Annotated in this window: 20 protein-coding genes and 1 pseudogene; 10 read left to right on the top strand and 11 right to left on the bottom strand. The window is 70.6% G+C overall.

Going from position 1 to position 23,191, the window contains the following annotated elements:
* Positions 1 to 48: 48 nt before the first annotated feature.
* Both ppdK and dusB read right to left on the bottom strand, forming a co-directional pair.
* Positions 49 to 2,760, bottom strand: coding sequence for a pyruvate, phosphate dikinase (gene ppdK / locus ACIP89_RS02540; RefSeq protein WP_401921378.1), 2,712 nt, complete (start codon positions 2,758 to 2,760; stop codon positions 49 to 51).
* A gap of 422 nt (positions 2,761 to 3,182) precedes the next feature.
* Entirely contained in the window at positions 3,183 to 4,331 is a 1,149-nt protein-coding gene (gene dusB / locus ACIP89_RS02535; RefSeq protein WP_401921380.1) for a tRNA dihydrouridine synthase DusB, read from the bottom strand.
* A gap of 130 nt (positions 4,332 to 4,461) precedes the next feature.
* Here dusB and ACIP89_RS02530 point away from each other — a divergent pair, with 130 nt between their 5' ends.
* Complete coding sequence (locus ACIP89_RS02530) at positions 4,462 to 6,006, top strand: MFS transporter (RefSeq protein ID WP_401922178.1); 1,545 nt, start codon at positions 4,462 to 4,464, stop codon at positions 6,004 to 6,006.
* On the opposite strand, the gene ACIP89_RS02525 is transcribed toward ACIP89_RS02530, so the two are convergent.
* Positions 5,976 to 6,905, bottom strand: coding sequence for a helix-turn-helix domain-containing protein (locus tag ACIP89_RS02525; RefSeq protein WP_401922176.1), 930 nt, complete (start codon positions 6,903 to 6,905; stop codon positions 5,976 to 5,978). The genes ACIP89_RS02530 and ACIP89_RS02525 overlap by 31 nt on opposite strands.
* Before the next feature lie 101 nt (positions 6,906 to 7,006).
* Between ACIP89_RS02525 and ACIP89_RS02520 the strand changes: the two genes are divergently transcribed.
* On the top strand, positions 7,007 to 8,491 hold the full coding sequence (locus tag ACIP89_RS02520; protein WP_402112529.1) for an MFS transporter: 1,485 nt from the start codon (positions 7,007 to 7,009) through the stop codon (positions 8,489 to 8,491).
* A gap of 95 nt (positions 8,492 to 8,586) precedes the next feature.
* Here ACIP89_RS02520 and ACIP89_RS02515 read toward each other — a convergent pair whose 3' ends face one another.
* A complete protein-coding gene (locus tag ACIP89_RS02515) occupies positions 8,587 to 8,832 on the bottom strand; it encodes a DUF6243 family protein (protein ID WP_402112526.1) in 246 nt (81 codons plus the stop codon).
* Between the two features lie 431 nt (positions 8,833 to 9,263).
* Between ACIP89_RS02515 and ACIP89_RS02510 the strand changes: the two genes are divergently transcribed.
* Positions 9,264 to 10,277 (top strand): aldo/keto reductase, encoded by a 1,014-nt coding sequence (locus ACIP89_RS02510; RefSeq protein ID WP_401921387.1) that lies wholly within the window; start codon positions 9,264 to 9,266, stop codon positions 10,275 to 10,277.
* Positions 10,278 to 10,355: 78 nt separating this feature from the next.
* On the top strand, positions 10,356 to 10,943 hold the full coding sequence (locus tag ACIP89_RS02505) for a TetR/AcrR family transcriptional regulator (RefSeq protein WP_401922174.1): 588 nt from the start codon (positions 10,356 to 10,358) through the stop codon (positions 10,941 to 10,943).
* Between the two features lie 15 nt (positions 10,944 to 10,958).
* Here ACIP89_RS02505 and ACIP89_RS02500 read toward each other — a convergent pair whose 3' ends face one another.
* Both ACIP89_RS02500 and ACIP89_RS02495 read right to left on the bottom strand, forming a co-directional pair.
* The gene (locus ACIP89_RS02500) at positions 10,959 to 11,165 is read right to left on the bottom strand and encodes a hypothetical protein (protein WP_401921389.1); all 207 of its coding nucleotides are present in this window, start codon (positions 11,163 to 11,165) and stop codon (positions 10,959 to 10,961) included.
* A gap of 91 nt (positions 11,166 to 11,256) precedes the next feature.
* A complete protein-coding gene (locus ACIP89_RS02495; RefSeq protein ID WP_024491652.1) occupies positions 11,257 to 12,639 on the bottom strand; it encodes a glycine--tRNA ligase in 1,383 nt (460 codons plus the stop codon).
* Between the two features lie 155 nt (positions 12,640 to 12,794).
* Between ACIP89_RS02495 and ACIP89_RS02490 the strand changes: the two genes are divergently transcribed.
* The 4 genes from ACIP89_RS02490 (at position 12,795) to ACIP89_RS02475 (ending at position 15,980) form a co-directional block, all read left to right on the top strand.
* Positions 12,795 to 13,748 (top strand): metal ABC transporter substrate-binding protein, encoded by a 954-nt coding sequence (locus tag ACIP89_RS02490; protein WP_401921391.1) that lies wholly within the window; start codon positions 12,795 to 12,797, stop codon positions 13,746 to 13,748.
* A gap of 53 nt (positions 13,749 to 13,801) precedes the next feature.
* Complete coding sequence (locus ACIP89_RS02485; protein ID WP_402112523.1) at positions 13,802 to 14,584, top strand: metal ABC transporter ATP-binding protein; 783 nt, start codon at positions 13,802 to 13,804, stop codon at positions 14,582 to 14,584.
* Positions 14,585 to 14,586: 2 nt separating this feature from the next.
* The gene (locus tag ACIP89_RS02480) at positions 14,587 to 15,480 is read left to right on the top strand and encodes a metal ABC transporter permease (RefSeq protein ID WP_401921393.1); all 894 of its coding nucleotides are present in this window, start codon (positions 14,587 to 14,589) and stop codon (positions 15,478 to 15,480) included.
* A 65-nt stretch (positions 15,481 to 15,545) separates the two neighbouring features.
* Positions 15,546 to 15,980, top strand: coding sequence for a Fur family transcriptional regulator (locus ACIP89_RS02475; protein WP_401921394.1), 435 nt, complete (start codon positions 15,546 to 15,548; stop codon positions 15,978 to 15,980).
* A gap of 43 nt (positions 15,981 to 16,023) precedes the next feature.
* Here ACIP89_RS02475 and ACIP89_RS02470 read toward each other — a convergent pair whose 3' ends face one another.
* The 5 genes and pseudogenes from ACIP89_RS02470 to leuA form a co-directional block, all read right to left on the bottom strand.
* Entirely contained in the window at positions 16,024 to 16,842 is an 819-nt protein-coding gene (locus tag ACIP89_RS02470) for an isoprenyl transferase (protein WP_402112520.1), read from the bottom strand.
* Positions 16,843 to 16,863: 21 nt separating this feature from the next.
* Positions 16,864 to 17,610: a DNA repair protein RecO gene (gene recO, locus ACIP89_RS02465; RefSeq protein ID WP_024491646.1), complete on the bottom strand. Its 747-nt coding sequence runs from the start codon at positions 17,608 to 17,610 to the stop codon at positions 16,864 to 16,866.
* 196 nt (positions 17,611 to 17,806) lie between these two features.
* Positions 17,807 to 18,320 (bottom strand): annotated as a pseudogene (locus ACIP89_RS02460) (MMPL family transporter); the annotation flags it as partial.
* Positions 18,321 to 18,691: 371 nt separating this feature from the next.
* Positions 18,692 to 19,369 (bottom strand): TerB family tellurite resistance protein, encoded by a 678-nt coding sequence (locus tag ACIP89_RS02455; protein WP_401921396.1) that lies wholly within the window; start codon positions 19,367 to 19,369, stop codon positions 18,692 to 18,694.
* Positions 19,370 to 19,611: 242 nt separating this feature from the next.
* Positions 19,612 to 21,414 carry a 2-isopropylmalate synthase gene (gene leuA, locus ACIP89_RS02450; RefSeq protein WP_401921398.1) on the bottom strand — a complete coding sequence of 601 codons (1,803 nt, stop codon included), beginning with the start codon at positions 21,412 to 21,414 and terminating at the stop codon, positions 19,612 to 19,614.
* Positions 21,415 to 21,734: 320 nt separating this feature from the next.
* Here leuA and ACIP89_RS02445 point away from each other — a divergent pair, with 320 nt between their 5' ends.
* Together ACIP89_RS02445 and ACIP89_RS02440 are read left to right on the top strand one after the other, a co-directional pair.
* Positions 21,735 to 22,811: a M4 family metallopeptidase gene (locus tag ACIP89_RS02445; RefSeq protein WP_401921400.1), complete on the top strand. Its 1,077-nt coding sequence runs from the start codon at positions 21,735 to 21,737 to the stop codon at positions 22,809 to 22,811.
* A 38-nt stretch (positions 22,812 to 22,849) separates the two neighbouring features.
* Complete coding sequence (locus ACIP89_RS02440) at positions 22,850 to 23,116, top strand: protealysin inhibitor emfourin (RefSeq protein ID WP_401921401.1); 267 nt, start codon at positions 22,850 to 22,852, stop codon at positions 23,114 to 23,116.
* Positions 23,117 to 23,191: the final 75 nt, after the last annotated feature.

Below are 23,191 nucleotides of genomic sequence, written 5' to 3'. Positions count from 1 at the left end.
AGGGTCGCCCCGACCGGCGGCCCCCGCGGAATCAGTGGTTCAGGTGGTTCAGCGGCTGTCGCTGCCGCGCGACTCCGCCGCCGCCCGGCCCGCCTCAAGGCGGGCCACCGGAATGCGGAAGGGCGAGCAGGAGACGTAGTCCAGGCCCACCTCGTGGAAGAAGTGCACCGACTCCGGGTCGCCGCCGTGCTCGCCGCAGATGCCGAGCTTCAGGTCGGGCCGGGTGGCCCGGCCGGCCGCGACGGCGCTGCGTACCAGCGAGCCGACACCGTCCTTGTCGATCGTCTCGAACGGCGACACCCCGAAGATGCCCTTCTCCAGGTACGCGGTGAAGAACGAGGCCTCCACGTCGTCGCGGGAGAAGCCCCACACCGTCTGGGTCAGGTCGTTGGTGCCGAACGAGAAGAACTCCGCCGCCTCGGCGATCTGGCCGGCGGTCAGCGCGGCGCGGGGCAGCTCGATCATGGTGCCGATCTTCAGCTTGAGGTTCGTGCCGGTGGCGGCCTGGACCTCCGCGATGACCCGGTCCGCCTCCTCGCGGACGATCTCCAGCTCCTGGACCGTGCCGACGAGCGGGATCATGATCTCGGCGCGCGGATCGCCCTTGGCGTTCCTGCGCTCGGCGGCGGCCTCCGCGATCGCCCTCACCTGCATGGCGAACAGGCCCGGGATGACCAGCCCGAGCCGGACCCCGCGCAGACCGAGCATCGGGTTCTGCTCATGCAGCTTGTGCACCGCCTGGAGGAGCCTGAGGTCGTTCTCGTTGGCGTCCTTGCGGGACTCCGCGAGCGCCACCCGGACCGACAGTTCGGTGATGTCGGGCAGGAACTCGTGCAGCGGCGGGTCGAGCAGCCGCACGGTGACGGGCAGTCCGTCCATCGCCTCGAACAGCTCGATGAAGTCGGCCTTCTGGAGCGGCAGCAGCTGCTCCAGGGCCGTCTCGCGCTCCTGGTCGGTGTCGGCCAGGATCAGCTTCTCGACCATCTCGCGGCGCTCGCCGAGGAACATGTGCTCGGTGCGGCACAGCCCGATGCCCTGGGCACCGAAGCGACGGGCCCGCAGGGCGTCCTCCGCGTTGTCCGCGTTGGCCCGCACCCGCAGCCGGCGCACCCGGTCCGCGTACGCCATGATCCGGTGCACGGCGGCGACCAGTTCGTCGGCGTCGTCGGCGCCCGCGTGCATCCGGCCCTCGAAGTACTCGACGACCGGCGAGGGCACGACGGGTACCTCACCGAGGTAGACCTTGCCGGTCGAACCGTCGACGGAGACGAGGTCGCCCTCCTCCACCACCGTGCTGCCGACCGTCAGCCGGCGCCGCTTGGTGTCGACCTCGATCTCCTCGGCGCCGCAGACACAGGTCTTGCCCATGCCCCGGGCGACGACGGCGGCGTGCGAGGTCTTGCCGCCGCGCGAGGTCAGGATGCCCTCGGCGGCGATCATGCCGTCCAGGTCGTCGGGGTTGGTCTCCCGGCGGATCAGGATGACCTTCTCGCCGGAACGGGACCACTTGATCGCGGTGTACGAGTCGAAGACGGCCTTGCCGACCGCCGCGCCCGGCGAGGCGGCGATGCCCCGGCCGAGCAGCCGCACCTCGGCCTCGTCGTCGAAGCGCGGGAACATCAGCTGGGCCAGCTGGGCTCCGTTGACCCGCTGGAGGGCCTCGGCCTCGTCGATGAGGCCCTGGTCGACGAGCTGGGTGGCGATCCGGAAGGCGGCACCGGCGGTGCGCTTGCCGACCCGTGTCTGGAGCATCCAGAGCCGGCCGCGCTCGATGGTGAACTCGATGTCGCAGAGATCCTTGTAGTGGGTCTCCAGCGTCTCCATGATCGCGATCAGCTCGTCGTACGACTTCTTGTCGATGGACTCCAGATCGGCGAGCGCCACGGTGTTGCGGATACCGGCGACGACGTCCTCGCCCTGGGCGTTCTGCAGGTAGTCGCCGTAGACGCCCTGGTGGCCGCTGGCCGGGTCGCGGGTGAACGCGACACCCGTGCCGGAGTCGGGGCCGAGGTTGCCGAAGACCATGGAGCAGACGTTGACCGCGGTGCCCAGATCGCCGGGGATGCGCTCCTGGCGGCGGTAGAGCTTGGCGCGGTCGGTGTTCCACGAGTCGAAGACGGCCTTTATGGCCAGGTCCATCTGCTCGCGCGGGTCCTGCGGGAAGTCGCGTCCGGCGTCCCGGGTGACGATCTTCTTGAACTGCTTGACCAGCTTCTTGAGGTCGGCCGCGTCGAGGTCCACGTCGACGCTGACGCCCTTGGCCTCCTTGGCGGCCTCCAGCGCCTCCTCGAAGAGGTCGCCGTCGACGCCGAGGACGGTCTTGCCGAACATCTGGATGAGGCGGCGGTAGGAGTCCCACGCGAACCGCTCGTCGCCGGACTGGGCGACGAGGCCGATGACGGACGCGTCGGAGAGGCCGATGTTGAGGACCGTGTCCATCATGCCGGGCATGGAGAACTTCGCGCCGGAGCGGACGGAGACCAGCAGCGGGTCGTCCGACTGGCCGAGCTTCTTGGCCATCCGCGTCTCAAGGGCGTCGAGGTGCGCACTCACCTCGTCGCGCAGCGCGGCCGGCTCCTCGCCGCTGCCGAGGTACACCTTGCACGCCTCGGTGGTGATCGTGAAGCCCGGAGGGACGGGGAGCCCGAGGTTGGTCATCTCGGCGAGGTTGGCACCCTTCCCGCCGAGCAGGTCCTTCAGATCCTTGTTGCCCTCGGTGAAGTCGTAGACGAACTTCTGCGGGTCTTCGTTTTCCGACACGGGTCTCGACTCCTCGACGACGCGGTGGACTGCCCTGACGGCGAGGAACATACCCAGATCAAAGGTGTCTGGGTACGTCCACTCGGCCGTCGTGCGGTCGCAACCACCTGTCCGCCAGCAGATCCAAAGAATCGCTCCGCCGATCAGGCCGAGGCTCTTCGTTCAGCTCTTGAAGGCAGCATGGTCATTCCTTGAGGAACGTCACTCGTTTGAGCAACCACCCGCGCACCTGAGTGCACTTTTCGAAGGCTAAAACATGGCACTGAGTGCCAGACCTTCCAGAAATGCAGTCACCTTCACGACGCTCGTTTGAGCGGGCACCTCATCAAAGGTGGCGCGAATCACGCTGCTTCCGTACCCCGGATTTCAGGATTCGGACGCCTCGGGCAGCCACCCGGCACCCCGGGGTCCGCCCGCCCGTCTCAGCCGCCCGACGTGTCCAGTTCCGCGTCCTCGCCGACGCCCGCGCAGTCGTAGGGGTCCTTCAGCCAGCCGTCCGGGAGCACCACCCGGTTGTTGCCCGAGGTGCGGCCGCGCGGGCCGTCGGCGCCGTCCGGCCACGGCTGGTCCAGCCGCAGCTCGTTCAGCTGCGAACCCAGCTCCTCCAGCGAGGAGGTGATCGCGAGGTTCCTGCGCATCTCGGAGCCGACCGCGAAGCCCTTGAGGTACCAGGCCACGTGCTTACGGAAGTCGATCACGCCCCGGGTCTCGTCGCCGATCCACTCCCCCAGCAGCGTCGCGTGCCGCAGCATGACGTCCGCGACGGTGCGCAGGGAGGGCGTCTGCCGCGTCTCCGTACCCTCGAACGCGCTCACCAGATCACCGAAGAGCCAGGGGCGGCCCAGGCAGCCGCGGCCCACGACCACGCCGTCGCAGCCGGTCTCGCGCATCATCCGCAGGGCGTCGTCCGCACACCAGATGTCGCCGTTGCCGAGGACGGGGATCTCGGGGACGTGCTCCTTGAGCCGGGCGATGGCGTCCCAGTCGGCGGTGCCGCCGTAGTGCTGGGCGGCGGTCCTGCCGTGCAGGGCCATCGCCGTGACGCCCTCCTCCACGGCGATCCGGCCGGCGTCGAGGTAGGTGAGGTGGTCGTCGTCGATGCCCTTGCGCATCTTGATGGTGACCGGCAGATCGCCCGCGTTGGAGACGGCCTGGTGCAGGATCGCGCGCAGCAGCGGCCGCTTGTACGGGAGCGCGGAGCCGCCGCCCTTGCGGGTGACCTTGGGAACCGGGCAGCCGAAGTTCAGGTCGATGTGGTCGGCGAGGTTCTCGTCGACGATCATGCGGACGGCCTTGCCGACCGTGACCGGGTCCACTCCGTACAGCTGGATGGAGCGCGGGGTCTCGCTCGCGTCGAACCGGATGAGCTGCATGGTCTTCTCGTTGCGCTCGACCAGTGCCCGGGTCGTGATCATCTCGCTGACGAACAGCCCCTTGCCGCCCGAGAACTCCCGGCACAGCGTGCGGAAGGGTGCGTTGGTGATGCCTGCCATGGGGGCGAGGACCACCGGCGGCTGCACGGTGTGCGGGCCGATACGGAGCAGCTGGGGCGCGGGGGCGAGCGTGGTCATTCCCCCATTGTCGCGTACGCGGGAAACTGCTCCGGGCGGGCGCCCGGCCGGCCCCTGCTTCGCGGCGGGCCCGGCCGCCGCCGGGGCGGGCCCGTCAGCGGGGTTCGTTAGTTAGCCGTACTATCCATGCATGCCCGAGCTCAGCCACCGGAGACGGATGCTGGTGCTGGCGATCTGCTGCATGAGTCTGCTGATCGTCAGCCTGGACAGCACCGTCCTGAACGTCGCCCTCCCGTCCATGCGCCAGGACCTGCACGCGAGCGTCGCGGGGATGCAGTGGACGATCGACGCGTACACACTCGTCCTCGCCTCGCTGCTCATGCTCGCGGGCTCCACCGCCGACCGGATCGGCCGGCGCAAGGTCTTCCTGGCCGGGCTCGTCCTCTTCACCCTGGGCTCGGCGCTCTGCTCGGTCGCGCCCAGCCTGGAGACGCTGATCGTGTTCCGGATGGTGCAGGCCGTCGGCGGCTCCATGCTGAACCCGGTCGCGATGTCGATCATCACCAACACCTTCACCGAGCCGCGCGAACGCGCGCGGGCGATCGGCGTCTGGGGCGGTGTCGTCGGCATCTCGATGGCCGCGGGACCGGTGATCGGCGGGGCCCTGGTCGATTCGGTCGGCTGGCGGTCGATCTTCTGGATCAATCTGCCGGTCGGCATCGCCGCACTGCTGCTGACCTTGAAGTACGTCCCCGAGTCTCGCGCCGCGAAGGCCCGCCGCCCCGATCCGGTGGGCCAGTTGCTGGTGATCGCGCTGCTGGGCTCGCTGACGTACGCGATCATCGAGGCGCCGCAGAAGGGGTGGACCTCCACCGAGATCCTGCTGTTCGCCGCGGTCGCGGCGGCCTCGCTGATCGGCCTGCTGGTGTACGAACCCCGGCGCACCGATCCCCTGATCGACCTGCGGTTCTTCCACAGCGCCCCGTTCAGCGGAGCCACCGTCATCGCGGTCAGCGCCTTCGCCGCGCTCGGCGGCTTCCTCTTCGTCAACACGCTCTACCTCCAGGACGTACGGGGGATGAGCGCGCTGGGCGCCGGGCTGTACATGCTCCCGATGGCGGCGGTGGTCTGTGTCCTGCCGCCGCTCTCGGGACGCGTCGTCGCCACCCGGGGGCCACGTGTCCCGCTCCTGGTCGCGGGGGTCGCGATGGCGGCGAGCGGGCTGATGTTCGCGCTGTTCGACGCGGAGACCGACAACGCGCTGATGTTCACCGGCTATGTGCTGTTCGGGCTCGGCTTCGGCGCGGTGAACGCGCCCATCACCAACACCGCCGTCTCCGGTATGCCCCGCTCCCAGGCGGGCGTGGCCGCGGCGGTCGCCTCGACCAGCCGCCAGATCGGTCAGACGCTGGGCGTCGCGGTGATCGGCGCGGTGCTGGCGGCCGGCGTGTCCGGCGCCGGCTCCTCGGGCGGCATCGGCCCTTCCGGTGACTTCGTGGCGGCGAGCAAGCCCGCCTGGTGGATCATCACCGGCTGCGGGATGTGCGTCCTGCTGGTCGGGGCGCTGACCAGCGGGCGCTGGGCACGGGGCACCGCGCGCCGGACGGCGGAACTGCTGGAGGGGGCGGCGCCGTCGGGCCACGGTCCGGGCGGCGGGCGGCCCGGGGCCTCGTCGGGGAGCACGCCGGAGGACGGGACCGGGGGTCAGTCCTCGTCCGCGAGCACCAGGGCCTGAAGCCGCTGGAGCCGTTCCCTGGTCTCCTCGTCGCGCGGTACGTAGCTGACCAGCCGCGGACCGGCCGACGGGCCCAGCCACAGATCCGACGTCTCCACCCGCAGCAGCCCCACGTGCGCGTTCCGGAAGATCTTGGACCGGCCGCCGGATCTGACGACCTCGTGCCTCGCCCAGGTCTCCCGGAACTCCGGCGACGCCGCCTCCAGCCGCTTGAGCAGGGCCTTCCACGAGGGCTCCGCCAGGTGCTCGGCCATCGCGGCACGGAACTTCGCCGTGAGGAAGCGGGTCACCTCCGCGATGTCCATGACGGTGGAACGCCACTGCTCGTTCGTATAGGCCAGCAGCATGATGTTGCGGTCCTCCGGCGCCACGGCGTCCAGCTCGCAGAGCAGCCTGCCGTACGTCCGGTTGTGGGCGAGCACGTCGTAGCGGCTGTTCTGGACGCAGGCGGGGATCGGCTCCAGCTGCCGCAGCATGGCGCGCAGCGCCGGGGTGATGCTCGGGCACTCCGTGCCGGGAGCCGGATCGATGGCCCCGGCGAGGGAGAAGAGGTGGCTGCGCTCGCTGCGGTCGAGCAGCAGTGCGCGGGCGAGCGCGTCCAGGACCTGGGGCGAGACCTGGATGTCACGGGCCTGTTCGAGCCAGGTGTACCAGGTGACACCGACGGCGGAGAGCTGGGCCACCTCCTCACGGCGCAGTCCCGGCGTGCGCCTGCGGCGGCCCCGGACCAGGCCCACCTGCTCGGGGGTGATCCGCTCCCGGCGGCTGCGCAGGAAGTCCGCGAGCTCGTGCCGCCGGACCTCGGTCGCGGTGACCTCCGGGGCCTCGGTGGCCTCCGGAGGTGCTGAAGCCGCCGGGGCCGCGAGGCCTGTCCGGGCTGCGGTCGCCATCGTCGTCATTCCTCCAGCGTGCGGGACGGCCCGACGCCATGCCGGGTGCTATTTGTACCAGGATAAAGAGACTCTGGTACCAGGCTTCGGGAAGAGCGATCGTCGATGCCGTGAGTGAATCCTCTGTACGGCCGAAGGTCCGGCCGAAGACATCCGCCGCCACCGCCGCGCCCGTGGTGCGGCACGACCACCCCACGCCGGTGCTCGGCGCGCTGGGGCTGTTCACCGTGCTGCTGGGCGCGGCCCTCCCCCTGATCGACTTCTTCATCGTGAACGTCGCCCTGCCCACCATCGACCATGATCTGGACGCGGGCCCGGCCCTGCTGGAACTGGTCGTCGCGGGCTACGGACTCGCCTATGCCGTGCTGCTCGTACTCGGTGGCCGGCTCGGTGACATGGCCGGCCGGCGCAGACTCTTCCTGCTCGGCATCGCGGCCTTCGGGATCACCTCGCTGGCCTGCGGCCTCGCGCCGGACGCCTGGACGCTGGTCGGCGCACGGGTGGCCCAGGGCGCGGCGGCGGCGCTGATGCTGCCGCAGGTGCTCGCCACCATCCAGGCGGCCACCTCGGGGCACCGACGGGCCAGGGCGATGAGCCTCTACGGGGCGACGGCCGGGCTCTCCATGGTCGCGGGCCAGATCCTGGGCGGCGTGCTGGTCGCCGCCGCGCCGCTCTCGTCGGTGCTCGGCGAGAGCGCGGGCTGGCGTTCGGTGTTCCTGGTCAACGTTCCGGTGGCGGCGGTGGGGCTGGTGCTGGCGGCCCGCTCGGTGCCCGAGACGCGGTCGGAGCGGCCCGCGCCGATCGACGTACCGGGCACGCTGCTGCTGGCCGCGTCACTGGTCACGCTGCTGGCCCCGCTGACCGAGGGGCGGGCGGCCGGCTGGCCGCTGTGGACCTGGGTCTCGCTGGCGCTGTTCCCGTTCGCCGCGGCCGCCTTCTACCGGGTGGAGCGGCGGGCCGACCGGAAGGGCCTGATCCCGCTGGTCCCGCCGAGCCTGCTGCGGCTCGACTCGCTGCGGCGCGGGCTGTCGCTGGTGCTGCCGTTCTCGGTCGGCTTCGGCGGCTTCATGTTCGTCATCGCGGTGGCCCTCCAGCAGGGCCTGGAGCTGGGTCCGGCGGCTTCCGGCCTGTCGATGGCCCCGATGGCGGCGGCCTTCTTCGCCGCCTCGCTGGCGGGGCCGGGGCTGGTCCGGCGGTACGGCAGCCGGGTCGTGACGGCCGGCGGGATCATCCAGGCGCTCGGCGTGGTGGTGCTGGTGATCACCGTGTGGCGCGACTGGTCCGGTCTCGGAATGCTCGGGCTGCTCCCCGGGATGGCGATCGCCGGTCTCGGCCAGGGGCTCCAGCTGCCCGTCCTGTTCCGCATCGTGCTCTCCGACGTACCGCCGGAGCGGGCCGGGGTCGGGGGCGGGGTCATGACGACGACTCAGCAGGCGGCGCTGGCACTGGGGGTGGCGACGCTCGGTTCGCTGTTCCTGTCACTGGCTCCGGGGTCGGGAATGCGGGACGCGCTGGCCGTGACCCTGCTGGTGCAGCTGGGCGCGGTGGTACTGACAACGCTGCTGAGCCTGCGGCTGCCGCGCGCCGTGGCGTGAGCGCGGGGCTCCGCCACAGCCGTGGGCCCGGAACACCTGAGGTGTTCCGGGCCCACGGTCGTTCGAGTGGTGCGGTCCGCGCTCCGCGGGGAGCGTCAGCTCTTCGCCGGGGCGTCCTGCTCCGGGGCGTCCTGTGCCGGGGCGTCCTGCCCGGCTGCCGCGTCGTCCGACGGCGCGGGGTGACCGGCGCGCTCCCGCATCTTGCGCAGCAGCTCCTGCTTCTGCTCCACCGCCGTCTTCCGGTCGGTGTTGCGCTCGGGACCTGCGCCCTGCTGCTCGGCGCGGGACAGCTTCTTCCGCTGTCCGCCGACGCCGAGGAGGTTATTCCGACTCTTGGCCACGGGGTTCTCCCATTCGTGGTGAAAGTGAGGTCTGAAACGACCCTGGATCGATCCGGTGGGCGGCGGGTGCTCGTACCCTCCGCGCACTCACTCGTAGATCTGGAAGAACGAAGACATGCCGGAACGGTACCCCGCTCCGAACCGGTCCGGCACCGGATTTTCCGTCGACCGGAACCACCCCGCAGTCGGCCGGGTTCACCCTACAGAAGGAACATGGACTGACAGATATTGAAAGTTGTCATCACGCATGTCATGGTCGATGTGTACGCATGACATCCGATCCCGGCCCACACCCACACCCACACCCACACCCACACCCACCCAGCCCCAGCCCCAGGCTCCGACCCCGACCCAGACCTCTCCTTGTCTCGCGCCGCCTTTCGCCTTCCGCCCGCCTCCGCCGCCGTCCTCCGTCCATCCGGGAGTTCCTCATGACCGCCCTCCGCCCCCGCACCCTCGGCTCCACCGGCCCGCAGGTCTCCATGCTCGGCCTCGGCTGCATGGGCATGTCCGCGCTGTACGGCGAGACCGACCGCACCGAGTCGATCGCCACCATCCACGCCGCGCTCGACACCGGCATCAACCTGCTCGACACCGGCGACTTCTACGGCATGGGGCACAACGAGCTGCTGATCAACGAAGCCCTGCGCACCGCCCCCGCAGCCGCTCGGGAACAGGCCCTGACCAGCGTGAAGTTCGGCGCGCTGCGGACCGTAGAGGGCGGCTTCACCGGCTACGACGGCCGACCGGCGGCGGTCAAGAACTTCGCGGCCTACTCACTCCAGCGGCTGGGCCTCGACCACATCGACGTCTACCGGATCGCCCGGCTCGACCCCGACGTGCCGGTCGAGGAGACGGTCGGCGCCATCGCCGAGCTGGTCGAGGCCGGACACGTCCGTCACATCGGCCTCTCCGAAGTCGGCGCGCAGACCATCCGACGGGCGGCGTCCGTCGCCCCGATCTCCGATCTGCAGATCGAGTACTCACTGATCTCCCGCTCCATCGAGGCGGAGATCCTGCCGGTCTGCCGCGAGCTGGGCATCGGTGTCACTGCCTACGGGGTGCTCTCACGAGGACTGATCAGCGGACACTTCACCCGTGACCGCGAGCTGGCCGCCGGTGACTTCCGGGCCATGAGCCCGCGCTTCCAGGACGAGAACCTCCGGCACAACCTCGGTCTGGTCGAGGCGCTCCGCAAGATCGCCGAGCGGAAGGGCGTCACGGTCGCGCAGATCGCCATCGCCTGGGTCCTCGCCCAGGGTGCGGACATCGTGCCGCTGGTCGGCGCCCGCAGGCGCGACCGGCTGACCGAGGCCGTCGGCTCCCTCGACGTCGAGCTGACCCCGGCCGACCTCGCCGCGATCGAGGAGGCGGTCCCGGCCGGCGCGGCGGCGGGCGCCCGCTACCCCGACAGCCAGATGGCACACCTGGACAGCGAGCGCTGACGTCCGGGTACGGTCAAAGCCGCCCGAAGGCGCCCTGACCCGCTCGACGCCCCCGCCCCGAAAGGCAGCACACCCACCATGACGCCGCCGTCCGACCCGCTGACCCCCGAGCGCATCCTCGAAGCCACCGAGGACGTACTGCGCCGCTACGGCCCCGCCAAGGCCACCGTGGTCGACGTGGCCCGAGCGCTCGGCGTCAGCCACGGCAGCGTGTACCGCCACTTCCGTACGAAGGCCGCCCTGCGCGAGGCCGTGACCGGCCGCTGGCTGACCCGCACGGAGCTGGCACTCACCGAGATCCTGCGCGCCCCGGCCCAGCCCGCCCCGGCGAAGCTGCGGCAGTGGCTGGAGACGCTGTTCGAGGCCAAGCGGCACAAGGCGGGCGATGATCCGGAGCTGTTCGCCACCTACGAGGTGCTCATGGGCGAGAGCACCGTGGTCGAGGAACACATCCGCGAACTGGTGGGCCAGCTGCGGGAGATGATCGAGGAGGGGGCGGCCGACGGGCAGTTCACGGTGGCCGACCCCGCGGCGGCCGCCCAGGCGGTCTTCGACGCGACGGCCCGCTTCCACGATCCGGCGTATGCCGCCGAGTGGCAGAAACCCGCCATCGCCGCCGAGTTCACCGCCGTCACGGATCTGCTGCTACGCGGCCTGCGGACCTGACGGCGGCCAAGGGGACTACGACGCCGTCGGGTCGACCGTCGCCTGGTGTGCCTGCGCGAGGTGCTCCTCGGCCTTGAGCCAGGGCAGGAACTGCACCCCCTTGCGCCAGTCGCAGGTGTCGCAGCTCAACTGCCGCTGCATCCCCGACTTCCTTACGTGGACTACGTGTTCACGGCCGTGCTGGTCCCATCTGCTGACCTTGCTCGTGGTCATGGACGGCATCCGAGCCTCCTGTGGACGATTGTGCCCAGTGTGCACGAAGCCCCCGGTTCCGTTCGGGGAACCGGGGGCTTCGTCCAGCGGATGCGAGGCGTCAGCAGCCGAGCAGCCGCGCGCCCAGGTACGCCTGGATCTGGTCCAGGGAGACGCGCTCCTGCTTCATGGTGTCGCGCTCGCGCACCGTCACCGCGTTGTCGTCGAGGGTGTCGAAGTCGACGGTGACGCAGAACGGCGTACCGATCTCGTCCTGACGGCGGTAGCGGCGGCCGATGGCGCCCGCGTCGTCGAACTCGATGTTCCAGTTCTGCCGGAGGTCGGCCGCGAGGCCCTTGGCCTTCGGCGAGAGCTGCGGGTTGCGGGACAGCGGCAGGACCGCGACCTTGACCGGCGCCAGGCGCGGGTCGAGGCGCATCACGGTGCGCTTCTCCATGACGCCCTTGGCGTTGGGCGCCTCGTCCTCGATGTAGGCGTCCAGCAGGAAGGCCAGGACCGAGCGGCCCACACCGGCCGCCGGCTCGATGACGTAGGGGGTCCAGCGCTCGCCGGCCTCCTGGTCGAAGAAGGACAGGTCCGTGCCCGAGGCCTTGGAGTGCGCCTTCAGGTCGTAGTCCGTGCGGTTGGCGACGCCCTCCAGCTCGCCCCACTCGCTGCCGCCGAAGCGGAAGCGGTACTCGATGTCAGCGGTGCGCTTGGAGTAGTGGGAGAGCTTCTCCGCCGGGTGCTCGAACCAGCGCATGTTCTCCTCGCGCATGCCGAGGCCGGTGTACCAGTTCCAGCGCTGCTCCATCCAGTACTCCTGCCACTGCTCGTCTTCGCCCGGCTTGACGAAGAACTCCATCTCCATCTGCTCGAACTCGCGGGTGCGGAAGATGAAGTTGCCCGGAGTGATCTCGTTCCGGAAGGACTTGCCCATCTGCGCGATGCCGAACGGCGGCTTCTTGCGCGAGGTCTGCTGCACCTGACCGAAGTTGGTGAAGATGCCCTGGGCGGTCTCGGGACGCAGATAGGCGACCGAGCCGGAGTCCTGGGTCGGACCGAGGTGCGTGGAGAGCAGGCCCGAGAACTGCTTGGGCTCGGTGAACGTACCCTTGTTGCCACAGTTGGGGCAGTTGAGGTCGGCGAGGCCGTTGACCGGCGGCTTGCCGTGCTTCTCCTCGTACGCCTCCTCCAGGTGGTCCGCGCGGTAGCGCTTGTGGCAGGAGGTGCACTCGGTCAGCGGGTCGGAGAACGTGGCGACGTGGCCGGAGGCCACCCACACCTCGGGGGCCAGGATGACCGACGAGTCGAGCCCGACCACGTCCTCGCGCGAAGTGACCATGTAGCGCCACCACTGGCGCTTGAGGTTCTCCTTGAGCTCAACGCCCAGCGGCCCGTAGTCCCAGGCGGCGCGCTGACCACCGTAGATCTCACTGCAGGGGAAAACGAAGCCACGGCGCTTGCTCAGGCTGACGATGGAGTCGATCTTGTCGGCGGCCACGGTGCTCTCTTCATTACGACGGCGACGAACGGAGAAGACCTCAGATTACCGGCGGGCACGCCCCTTCGATCAAATCGGTATCGGGACAGTCACTTCCGGAGGCATCTCATCAGCCTTGTTGACAATCGTTTCCATTTTTGTTGAAAATGACTGTCATGAACGAACGCCGCCTCATACCCACCGCCGCCGTCGCCGGAGCAGTCGTCCTCGGCCTCACCGCGCTCTCCGCCTGCTCGTCGTCCGACGCCGCCGACCACAGGAGCGGCGACAAGCTGAACGTGGTGGCGTCGTTCTACCCGATGCAGTTCCTGGCCGAGCGAATAGGCGGCGGCCACGTCTCCGTCTCCACCCTCACCAAGCCGGGCGTGGAGCCGCACGACCTGGAGCTCAGCCCCCGGCAGATCGGCGGCCTCAGCGACGCCGACTACATCCTCTACCTCAAGGGCATCCAGCCCGCCGTGGACGACGCGATCAAGCTCTCCGAGTCCAAGCACACGGTCGACGCCGCGAGCCTGACCACGCTGGAGGACCACGGCGCCGAGGTCGGCGGCGAGGAGCACGGCCACGAGCACGAGGGCACGGAAGCCGGCGCCGACCCGCACATCTGGCTCGACCCCGTGAAGTACGCCGAGGTCGCCAAGGGGGTCGGGAAGTCCCTGGAGAAGACCGACCCGGACCACGCCGCGGACTACCGCAAGAACACGGACGCCCTGGTCAAGGAGCTCGGCGCGCTCAACACCGGGTACGAGAAGGGGCTGGCGAACACCGCCACCAAGACCTTCATCACCACCCACTCCGCCTTCGGATACCTGGCCGAGCGCTACGGCCTCACCCAGGAGGGCATCGCCGGCATCGACCCGGAGGCCGAGCCCAGCCCCGCCAGGATCAGCGCCCTGCACGCCATCGCGGAGAAGAAGAAGGTCACCACCGTCTTCTTCGAGACGCTGGCCAGCGACAAGACGGCCAGGACCGTGGCCCGGGACACCGGCCTGCGCACCGACGTCCTGGACCCGCTGGAGGGAATTACGGACAAGTCCAAGGGCGATGACTACATCGAGGTCATGAAGTCCAACCTCGCCGCGCTGCAGAAGGCGCTCGGCGCGAAGTGAGCGACGACCCCACAGAACCGGCCGGCCCGAACCCCGCAGCACCGGAGGCGCTCATGCCCGAGCCCGCGAGCTCCACCCCCGAACCCGTGATCGTCCTGCGCGACGCCACGGCCACCCTCGGGGCGCGCCCCGTACTGCGCGGCATCGACCTGACCGTGCACCGCGGCGAGGTCGTCGCGCTGCTCGGCGCCAACGGCTCCGGCAAGTCGACCGCCGTACGCTCCGCCATCGGCCAGGTCCCGCTCACCGGCGGCGCCGTCGAGCTCTTCGGCACCCCGCTGCGCCGGTTCCGCGACTGGGCCCGGGTCGGCTACGTACCGCAGCGCACCACGGCGGCCGGCGGCGTACCGGCCACCATCCGCGAGGTCGTCTCCTCCGGGCGGCTGTCCCGCACCAGGCTGGGCCTGCCCCGCAAGGCCGACCGCGCCGCCGTCGACCGGGCCATCGAGCTCGTCGGCCTCACCGACCGCGCCAGGGACTCGGTGGACGCCCTCTCCGGCGGCCAGCACCAGCGCGTCCTGATCGCCCGCGCGCTCGCCGCCGAACCCGAACTGCTGATCATGGACGAGCCGATGGCCGGCGTCGACCTGGCCAGCCAGGAGATCCTCGCCGCGACCCTGCGCGACCAGGTCGCGGCCGGCACCACCGTGCTGCTCGTCCTGCACGAGCTGGGCCCGCTGGAGCCGCTGATCGACCGCGCGGTCGTCCTGCGCGACGGCTGCGTGATGCACGACGGACCGCCCCCGAAGGCCCTCGGGCAGCACGCGCTGCCCGGCCACGACCACGTACACCCCCACGCGGCTTCCGAGCCCGTCCGGACGGGACTGCTGAGCTGATCATGGAATTCCTCACCCCTCCCTTCATGCAGCGGGCGCTGATCGCCGCCGTGCTGGTCGGCGTCATCGCCCCCGCCGTCGGCATCTACCTGGTGCAGCGCCGGCAGGCCCTGATGGGCGACGGCATCGGCCACATCGCGATGACCGGCGTCGGCCTCGGCTTCCTGCTCTCCACCAGCCCGGTCTGGATGGCCACCGCCGTCGCCGTCGCCGGCGCGGTCGTCATGGAGCTGATCCGCTGGTACGGACGCACCCGGGGCGACATCGCGCTGGCGATGCTCTTCTACGGCGGCATGGCGGGCGGTGTCCTGCTGATCAACCTCTCCGACACCGGCTCCAACGCCAACCTCACCTCGTACCTCTTCGGCTCCCTCTCCACGGTCTCCTCCGAGGACATCACCGCGATCGGCCTGCTGGCCGCGTTCGTGCTGCTGGTGACGGTGGGGCTGCGCAGGCAGCTGTTCGCGGTCAGTCAGGACGAGGAGTTCGCCCGGGTCACCGGGCTGCCGGTGCGGGTGCTGAACCTGCTGATCGCGGTCACCGCGGCGGTCACCGTCACCGTCGCGATGCGGGTCGTCGGGCTGCTGCTGGTCAGCGCCCTGATGGTGGTCCCGGTCGCCGCCGCGCAGCAGATCAGCCGGTCCTTCAAGGTGACCTTCGTGCTCTCGGTCGTCATCGGGGTGGCGGTGACGCTGGCCGGCACCGTGACCTCGTACTACCAGGACGTACCGCCCGGGGCGACGATCGTGCTGCTGGCCATCGGCGTCTTCATCGCGCTGACCCTGCTCGCCACCCCGCTGGGAAGAAGGCGCGCGCGCATCCGCGAATCGGCCGCGGAGCGGTGCACCCTGGAGGTACCGGCCACCCGCCGCGCCGCGGACGACGTCCGCGTCTGACCCCGCGGCCCGGCCGGGCTGGCACAATGGCCCGACAAACGTACGGGCGACACGAGGAGGCTCCTGTGGCGACGGCGCCGAGCAGCGGAACCAACGCGGCCCCGGTACGCGGCCGCTCGACGCGGCAGCGGACCGCGGTGGCCGCGGCGCTCGACGAGGTGGACGAGTTCCGCAGCGCGCAGGAGCTGCACGACGTGCTCAAGCACCGCGGCGACTCGGTCGGGCTGACCACGGTCTACCGCACCCTGCAGTCCCTCGCGGACGCGGGCGAGGTCGACGTACTGCGCACCACGGAGGGCGAGTCCGTCTACCGCCGGTGCTCGACCGGCGACCACCACCACCATCTGGTCTGCCGGATGTGCGGCAAGGCCGTCGAGGTGGAGGGTCCGGCGGTGGAGCAGTGGGCGGAGACGATCGCGGCGCAGCACGGCTACGTCAACGTGGCGCACACGGTGGAGGTCTTCGGCACCTGCGCGGACTGCGCGAGCACACAGAAGTGATCCGGGTGCGCGGGGGCGCCTCCGCCCCCGCGCACCCGCCCGCTCAGCTGCCGGTCTCCGCCGCCTCCTCCGCACCGCCGAAGCGCCGGTCGCGCTGGGCGAATTCGAGGCAGGCCCGCCACAGGTCGCGGCGGTCGAAGTCCGGCCACAGCACGTCCTGGAAGACCATCTCGGCGTACGCGCTCTGCCAGATCAGGTAGTTGGACGTGCGCTGCTCGCCGCTCGGCCGGACGAAGAGGTCGACGTCCGGCATGTCCGGGTAGTAGGTGTACTTCGCGAAGGTCTTCTCGTTGACCTTCGACGGGTCGAGCTTCCCGGCCGCGACGTCCTGGGCGATCCGCTGCGCGGCGTCGGCGATCTCGGCCCGGCCGCCGTAGTTGACGCAGAAGTACAGCGTCATCTTGTCGTTGTCCTTGGTCTGCTCCTGGGCGACCTGGAGCTCCTGGACGACGGACTTCCACAGCTTCGGCATGCGGCCGACCCAGCGGATCCGGATGCCGAGCTCGTCCATCTCGTCGCGGCGGCGGCGGATGACGTCCCGGTTGAAGTTCATCAGGAACTTCACCTCGTCCGGGGAGCGCTTCCAGTTCTCGGTGGAGAAGGCGTACAGCGAGAGGTTCTTGACGCCCATCTCGATGCAGCCCTTGAGCACGTCCATGACGACGCCCTCACCGACCTTGTGGCCCTCGGTACGAGGCAGCCCGCGCTCCTTGGCCCAGCGGCCGTTGCCGTCCATCACCACGGCGACGTGCTTGGGCACCAGCTCACCGGGGATCTTCGGCGGCACGGCACCGGACGGGTGAGGTTCCGGGGTCTTGTGGTCGCGCCGGTTACGGCCGCCGAGGATTCCGCGTACTGCCATGAGCTTCTCAGTCTCCCTGTGTCACTTTTCCACGTACCGCAGCGAGCGCAGCCCGCGCTCCAGATGCCAGTGCAGATAGGCGGACACCAGCCCGCTCCCCTCCCTGACGTGACGCGCCTCGCACGCGTCCGCCGTCTCCCAGTCGCCGGTGAGCAGTGCGCTCAGCAGGGTGACGGCCTCAGCCGAGGGTACGACGCTGCCCGGTACCCGGCAGTCGCCGCATATGACGCCGCCCGCCGCGACGGAGAAGAACCGGTTCGGTCCGGGCATTCCGCACCGGGCGCAGCCGTCGAAGCTGGGTGCGTAGCCGTTCACGGCGAGGGAGCGCAGCAGGAAGGCGTCGAGGATGAGGTGGGGATCGTGTTCGCCGCGGGAGAGCGTGCGCAGTCCGCCCACCAGGAGCAGGTACTGCTGGACGGCGGGTTCGCCCTCGTGGTCGGTGAAGCGCTCGGCGGTCTCCAGCATCGCGGTGCCGGCGGTGTAGCGCCCGTAGTCGGTGACGATCCCGCCGCCGTAGGGGGCGATGGTCTCGCTCTGGGTGCAGAGCGGCAGGCCGCGTCCGATCAGCTCGCTGCCCCGGGCGAAGAACTGCACGTCGACGTGGGAGAACGGCTCAAGCCGGGCCCCGAACTTCGACTTCGTGCGCCGCACGCCGCGTGCGACGGCCCGTACCCGGCCGTGGCCGCGGGTCAGGATCGTGATGATCCGGTCGGCCTCGCCCAGCTTCTGCGTGCGGAGCACCACGCCGTCGTCCCGGAACAAGCTCATGGCTCCATTGTCCGGTACGCGGGTGGCCCGCCGGGTCCGCCCCCTCGACCCGGGCCGTTCAGTCCCCGGCCGCCGCGCCGCCGACGGCCGCGGCCAGCCCGGATTCGTCGGCGATGATCACCAGCCGGGCGCGGGCGCCGGGTCTGCCCATGATCCGGCTGACGTGGGTCTTGGCGGTGAGCGGGCTGAGGCCGGGGGTCCCGTCGGCCCGGACGGTGGGGGCGAGCGCGGTGATCGGCCGGCTGGAGCGGGCGGGGCAGACGGTGCCGGCGAGTGTCGCCATGGCGGTGACCGAGTCCGGCCTGCTGGTGAAGGAGTCCTCGCGCTGGAGGCCGCCGGGGCGGCCGAGCACGCCGGGGGCAGGGCGCCCAGCAACCCCCCGCCGGTCACGAGCAGCGCGACGGGCCGCGTCCGGGCCGCTCCGAGCCGCCCACGGCGGCGCGGAGCGGGCGCCGGCGCACGGGGTCGCTGCCGTACGCCGGCGCGAGCGGCCAGAACACCCGGCGGCCCGGGAGCACCAGGGGCGCGGGAAGCAGCGCCGGCGTGGCCAGGAGCGCGCACAGCACCCCGACGGCGGCGGTGGGGCCCATTCCCCGGCTGCTGGCGAGATCGGCCGCCAGAAGGCACAGGAGGCCCGCCTCGACGGTGGCGGAGGGGGCCACGACGGCGGAGCCACGGCCGCGCAGCGCCGCCGCCATCGCTTCTCGCGGCGGATCTTCGCCGCCCGCGTCGAGTCGGCGCTCGCCGGCAGGTAGTCGACGGCGTGGTTGGCCCGTACGTCCGAGACGTCTCCCGGCGAAGGGCCCGGTGATCGCGATGACGGCGGTCCGGAGCGCGACGACCGCCCAGGGCAGCTGCGGCCACCGGCTCCCTGCCCACGGCCGCGCCGGTCCGCCCCTGTCCTGTGTTGCGGCCCGTATACGGGCCCCCCGTCCGTCCGGGTGTCTGGATTCATGTCCGGACACCCGCCGGGCCGGGGCGGGTCCGTCGCGCCGGAGACCGGCCTCCCCGCCACTGCCGGGGAGGGTGCCGTGCGCCGGCGTACTCCCTCGGGGGCAACGGCCGGTGGGGCGGAGGTGGTTCAGGAGGGCGTACGGGCCGCCGCGGCGAGCAGCCGGGCCGTGTCCTGCGCGCAGAGCTGGAGCGCGCCGCCGACGGTGGTCAGCACCTCGCGTTCGGCCTGGCTGTACGGGCCGTCGGCGAGCGCGATCCTGGCGCCCTGCAGCAGAATCGATTCGCGGCCGGTCTGGGCCAGGTGCGGGGCGAGGGGCTCCAGCGCCTCGTGGAGCTCGATGGCGAGGGCCGCGCCGCACGCCTCCGCGGCCGGGTCGAACGCCGAGCCGTGGCCGATGTCGACGGAGAGGACCTCGACGACGGTGGCGAGCTGCTCCTGCGTGCAGCCGTCGAACCCGGCGCCGCGCACGGTGGCGACGGCGGCGTCCAGGACCGTGCGGGAGGTGGTCCCGCCGGCCGCCAGGACACCGAGGGCGACGGTGTGGACGCCGTCCTTGAGCATCGCGGAGAACCGGGTGGTGGTGGGGTGGTCGAGCGTGTCGGTGCCGAAGTGGTGCCGGCACGCGGCGCATTCGACGACCGGGCCCACGGTGCCGCGCCGCAGCAGCGGCACGCCGAGGAAGGTGAACCGGCGACGTCCGGTGAGGCGGCGGTAGTTGCGGTCGCCTCCGCAGCCGGCGCAGAAGAACTCGCCGTCCCCGACGGTGTCCCACATCGTACGGATGCCGCAGATACGCAGCTTCATGGCGCGTTGTCCCAGGGCTGACCGCACGTCGCACACCTCCGTAACTCCCCCGTAGCCCTGCGGACACGGGAGGTACCAACGCGGCAACATTGCCGTGTTGGACGTGATGTTAACCACATCCGTGAAGCGGCGTCAGCACCTCGCCCGTCACAACCACCCGAGATGGCCGAACCCCGCCCCCCGGGTGCGGGGGACGGGGCTCACGGACCGTACTGATTCATGCCCTTTCGGGCGGGCTCGGGTCAGCGGGTGGCGCGGTTGACCGCCGAGACGACCGCCTTCAGCGAGGCCCGGGTGGTGTTGGCGTCGATGCCGATGCCCCACAGGACCTTTCCGTCGATCGCGCACTCGATGTACGAGGCGGCCTGGGCGCTCGCGCCCTCGCTCATCGTGTGCTCGGTGTAGTCCAGCAGCCGGGCGTCGATGCCGATGGTCTGCAGCGCCTCGAAGAACGCCGAGATCGGGCCGTTCCCGGTGCCGGTGAGCACGGTGTCCGCGCCGTCCACGGTCGCCTCGACGGTGATCGTGTCCTGACCGTCGGAGCCGATGGTGCTCTGGCCGGAGCGGATCTGTACGCGACCCCACTGGGCCTCGGCGTTCTCGGGGTTGGGCAGGTACTCGTCCTGGAACGTCGTCCAGATCTGCGCCGGCGTGACCTCGCCGCCCTCGGCGTCGGTCTTGGCCTGAATGATCCGGGAGTACTCGATCTGCATCCGGCGCGGCAGGTCCAGCTTGTGGTCGTTCTTCAGGACGTAGGCGATTCCGCCCTTGCCGGACTGCGAGTTGACCCGGATGACGGCCTCGTAGGAGCGGCCGACGTCCTTCGGGTCGATCGGCAGGTAGGGCACCGCCCACTTGAGATCATCGACGGTGATCCCCCCGCCCTGGGCGGCCGCGTCGGCCTCCATGGCGTCGAAGCCCTTCTTGATGGCGTCCTGGTGGGAGCCGGAGAAGGCGGTGTAGACCAGGTCGCCCGCGTAGGGGTGGCGCGGGTGGACCTCCATCTGGTTGCAGTACTCGCTGGTGCGGCGGATCTCGTCGATCTGCGAGAAGTCGATCTGCGGGTCGACGCCCTGCGAGAAGAGGTTCATGCCCAGCGTGACCAGGTCGACGTTGCCGGTGCGCTCGCCCTGGCCGAACAGGCAGCCCTCGACCCGGTCGGCCCCCGCCATCAGCGCCAGCTCGGCGGCGGCGACGGCGGTGCCGCGGTCGTTGTGCGGGTGGACGGACAGGCAGACGAACTCGCGGCGCGACAGGTTGCGCGACATCCACTCGAACCGGTCGGCGTGCGTGGACGGCGTCGAGCGCTCCACGGTGGCGGGCAGGTTGAGGATGATCTCGCGGCCCGCCTCCGGCTGCCAGACGTCGCACACCGCCTCGCAGACCTCCAGGGCGAAGTCCAGCTCGGTGTCGGTGAAGATCTCCGGGCTGTACTGGTAGCCGAAGATCGTCTCCTCGCCCAGGATCTTCTCGGCGTACTCCATGACCAGCCGGGTGCCGTCCACCGCGATCTGCTTGACCTGCTCCTTGGAGCCGCGGAAGACCACGCGCCGGAAGGTCGGGGCGGTCGCGTTGTACAGGTGGACGGTGGCGCGGTGGGCGCCGCGCAGCGATTCGACGGTGCGCTCGATCAGCTCCTCGCGGGCCTGCGTCAGGACGGAGATCGTCACGTCCTCGGGGATCGCGCCCTCTTCGATGATGGAGCGGACGAACGCGAAGTCGGTCTCGCCGGAGGACGGGAAGCCGACCTCGATCTCCTTGTAGCCCATGCGTACGAGCAGGTCGAACATCTCGCGCTTGCGGGCCGGCGACATCGGGTCGATCAGCGCCTGGTTGCCGTCGCGCAGGTCCGTGGAGAGCCAGCGGGGTGCGACCGTGATCCGCTTGTCCGGCCAGGTGCGGTCGGGGATCTCGACGGCCTCGTACTGCCCGTACTTGCCGGTCGGCATCCCGGAGGGCTTCTGGAGCCCGGTGGCGTTGGTGATCGGCGTGGGGCGGCCGACGGCGTTCGCGACGGGGTTCTGAGCGGGATTCACTGCGGTCATGGCGTGGGGCTCCTCGGAGTCCGGCAAGAAGGGTTCCCCTGCTCCTCGGGAGCTGGGGAAGGCCGACTGTGTCGCTGCAACACAAGACTCCGCGGGGAGGGGGTCGGCCTACGACTACAGACCCTCGCCGCGGCAGCTAAGAAGAAGCAGCCCGAAACGCATGATGCGAAGACACTAGCCGAGCGACGCCCGAGGCGTCTGTGCGTATCAGTATGCGGGACCGGAGGCCGGTAACGGTTAAACAGTGACCGATCACTCTAATTCGTCAATCCTGGTGGCAACCAGTGACAGAGGGATCACGCGCTGCCACAGTCGAGTGCATGCAGCCTCGAACCCAGCACAGCTCCCAGCCCGTCTTCTGCACCATCGTGCCGCCCCACGTCCTCGACAAGCTGTCCCAGTCCGACGATCCCGTCCTGGCGGCCCCGGCCCGCCGGACCCTGGAGGCCGACGCCGCCCGGCGCACCCGCCGCCAGGTGACGACCCCCGTCCCGGCCCGCGTCGCCCCCGCCCCGGAGGACGACCGTTCCGGCAAGCCCGACCGCACCCTCTACGACTGCCGGCACAGCACCGAGCTGCCCGGTACCAAGGTCCGCGCCGAGGGCGAGGACCCCACGTCCGACGCCAGCGTCAACCGCGCGTACGCCGGCCTCGGCGCCACCTTCGAACTGCTGCTCAAGGCCTACGGGTGGCGTTCGATCGACGGCAAGGGGCTGCCGCTGATCGGCTCGGTGCACTACGACGAGAAGTACAACAACGCCTTCTTCGACGGCGAGCAGATGGTGTTCGGCGACGGGGACGGGGAGATCTTCCTGGACTTCACCGTCGCCATCGACGTCATCGCCCACGAACTGGCGCACGGCCTGACCCAGTACACGGCCAACCTGAGCTACTACGGCCAGTCCGGCGCGCTGAACGAGTCCGTCTCCGACGTGTTCGGCTCCCTGGTCAAGCAGTACTCGCTGGGCCAGACCGCGGAGCAGGCCGACTGGCTGATCGGCGCGGGCCTGCTGGCGCCGCGCGTCCAGGGGGTGGCGCTGCGCTCGATGAAGGCGCCCGGCACCGCGTACGACGACGACGTGCTCGGCAAGGACCCGCAGCCCGCGTCCATGGACGACTACATCCGCACCGGCGACGACAACGGCGGTGTCCACCTCAACTCCGGCATCCCCAACCGGGCGTTCTACCTGCTCGCGACCGCGCTCGGCGGAAGTTCCTGGGAGAAGGCCGGACAGCTCTGGTTCGATGTGCTCACCGGTGGTGAACTGGCGGTGGACGCCGACTTCGCGGCCTTCGCCCGGCTGACCGTCGCGGCGGCACGCAGCCGCTACGGTGCGGGCGACGAGGTGGAGGCGGTTCTCAAGGCCTGGTCGGAGGTGGGCGTACCGACCGCGTAGGCAGCACCCAGGGCGCGTCCGCAGGGGAAGGACACCGTATGCGGATCAAGGTGAGCAGGACCGGCGGCTTCGCAGGTATCGCACGCCACGGCGAGATCGACACCTCCGGGCGGGCCGACGCCGGTGAATGGGAGGCCCTGGCCGAATCGGCGCTCACCGGCGGCCGGGACGCCCCGCCGGCCGGCGTTCCGGACGGCTTCGGCTACCGGATCACGGTCGGCGACCGGACGGTGCACTGCGCGGATCCCCGGCTGACCGACGCCCAGCGCGCACTGGTCTCACGCGTCCTGAAGGAGGGCGCGTGAGACCGGCGGCGTACCGCTGAGAAGCCTGGCGGCGCTGACGGGGGGGGCCGGACCCCAGCTTGTGCAGCTGCTTCG

This window comes from Streptomyces sp. NPDC088730 (assembly GCF_044751215.1).
In the GTDB taxonomy this organism is placed as follows: domain Bacteria; phylum Actinomycetota; class Actinomycetes; order Streptomycetales; family Streptomycetaceae; genus Streptomyces.
The sequence above is the reverse complement of the archived record's forward strand: the minus strand, read 5'-3'. Positions and strand labels throughout refer to the sequence as shown.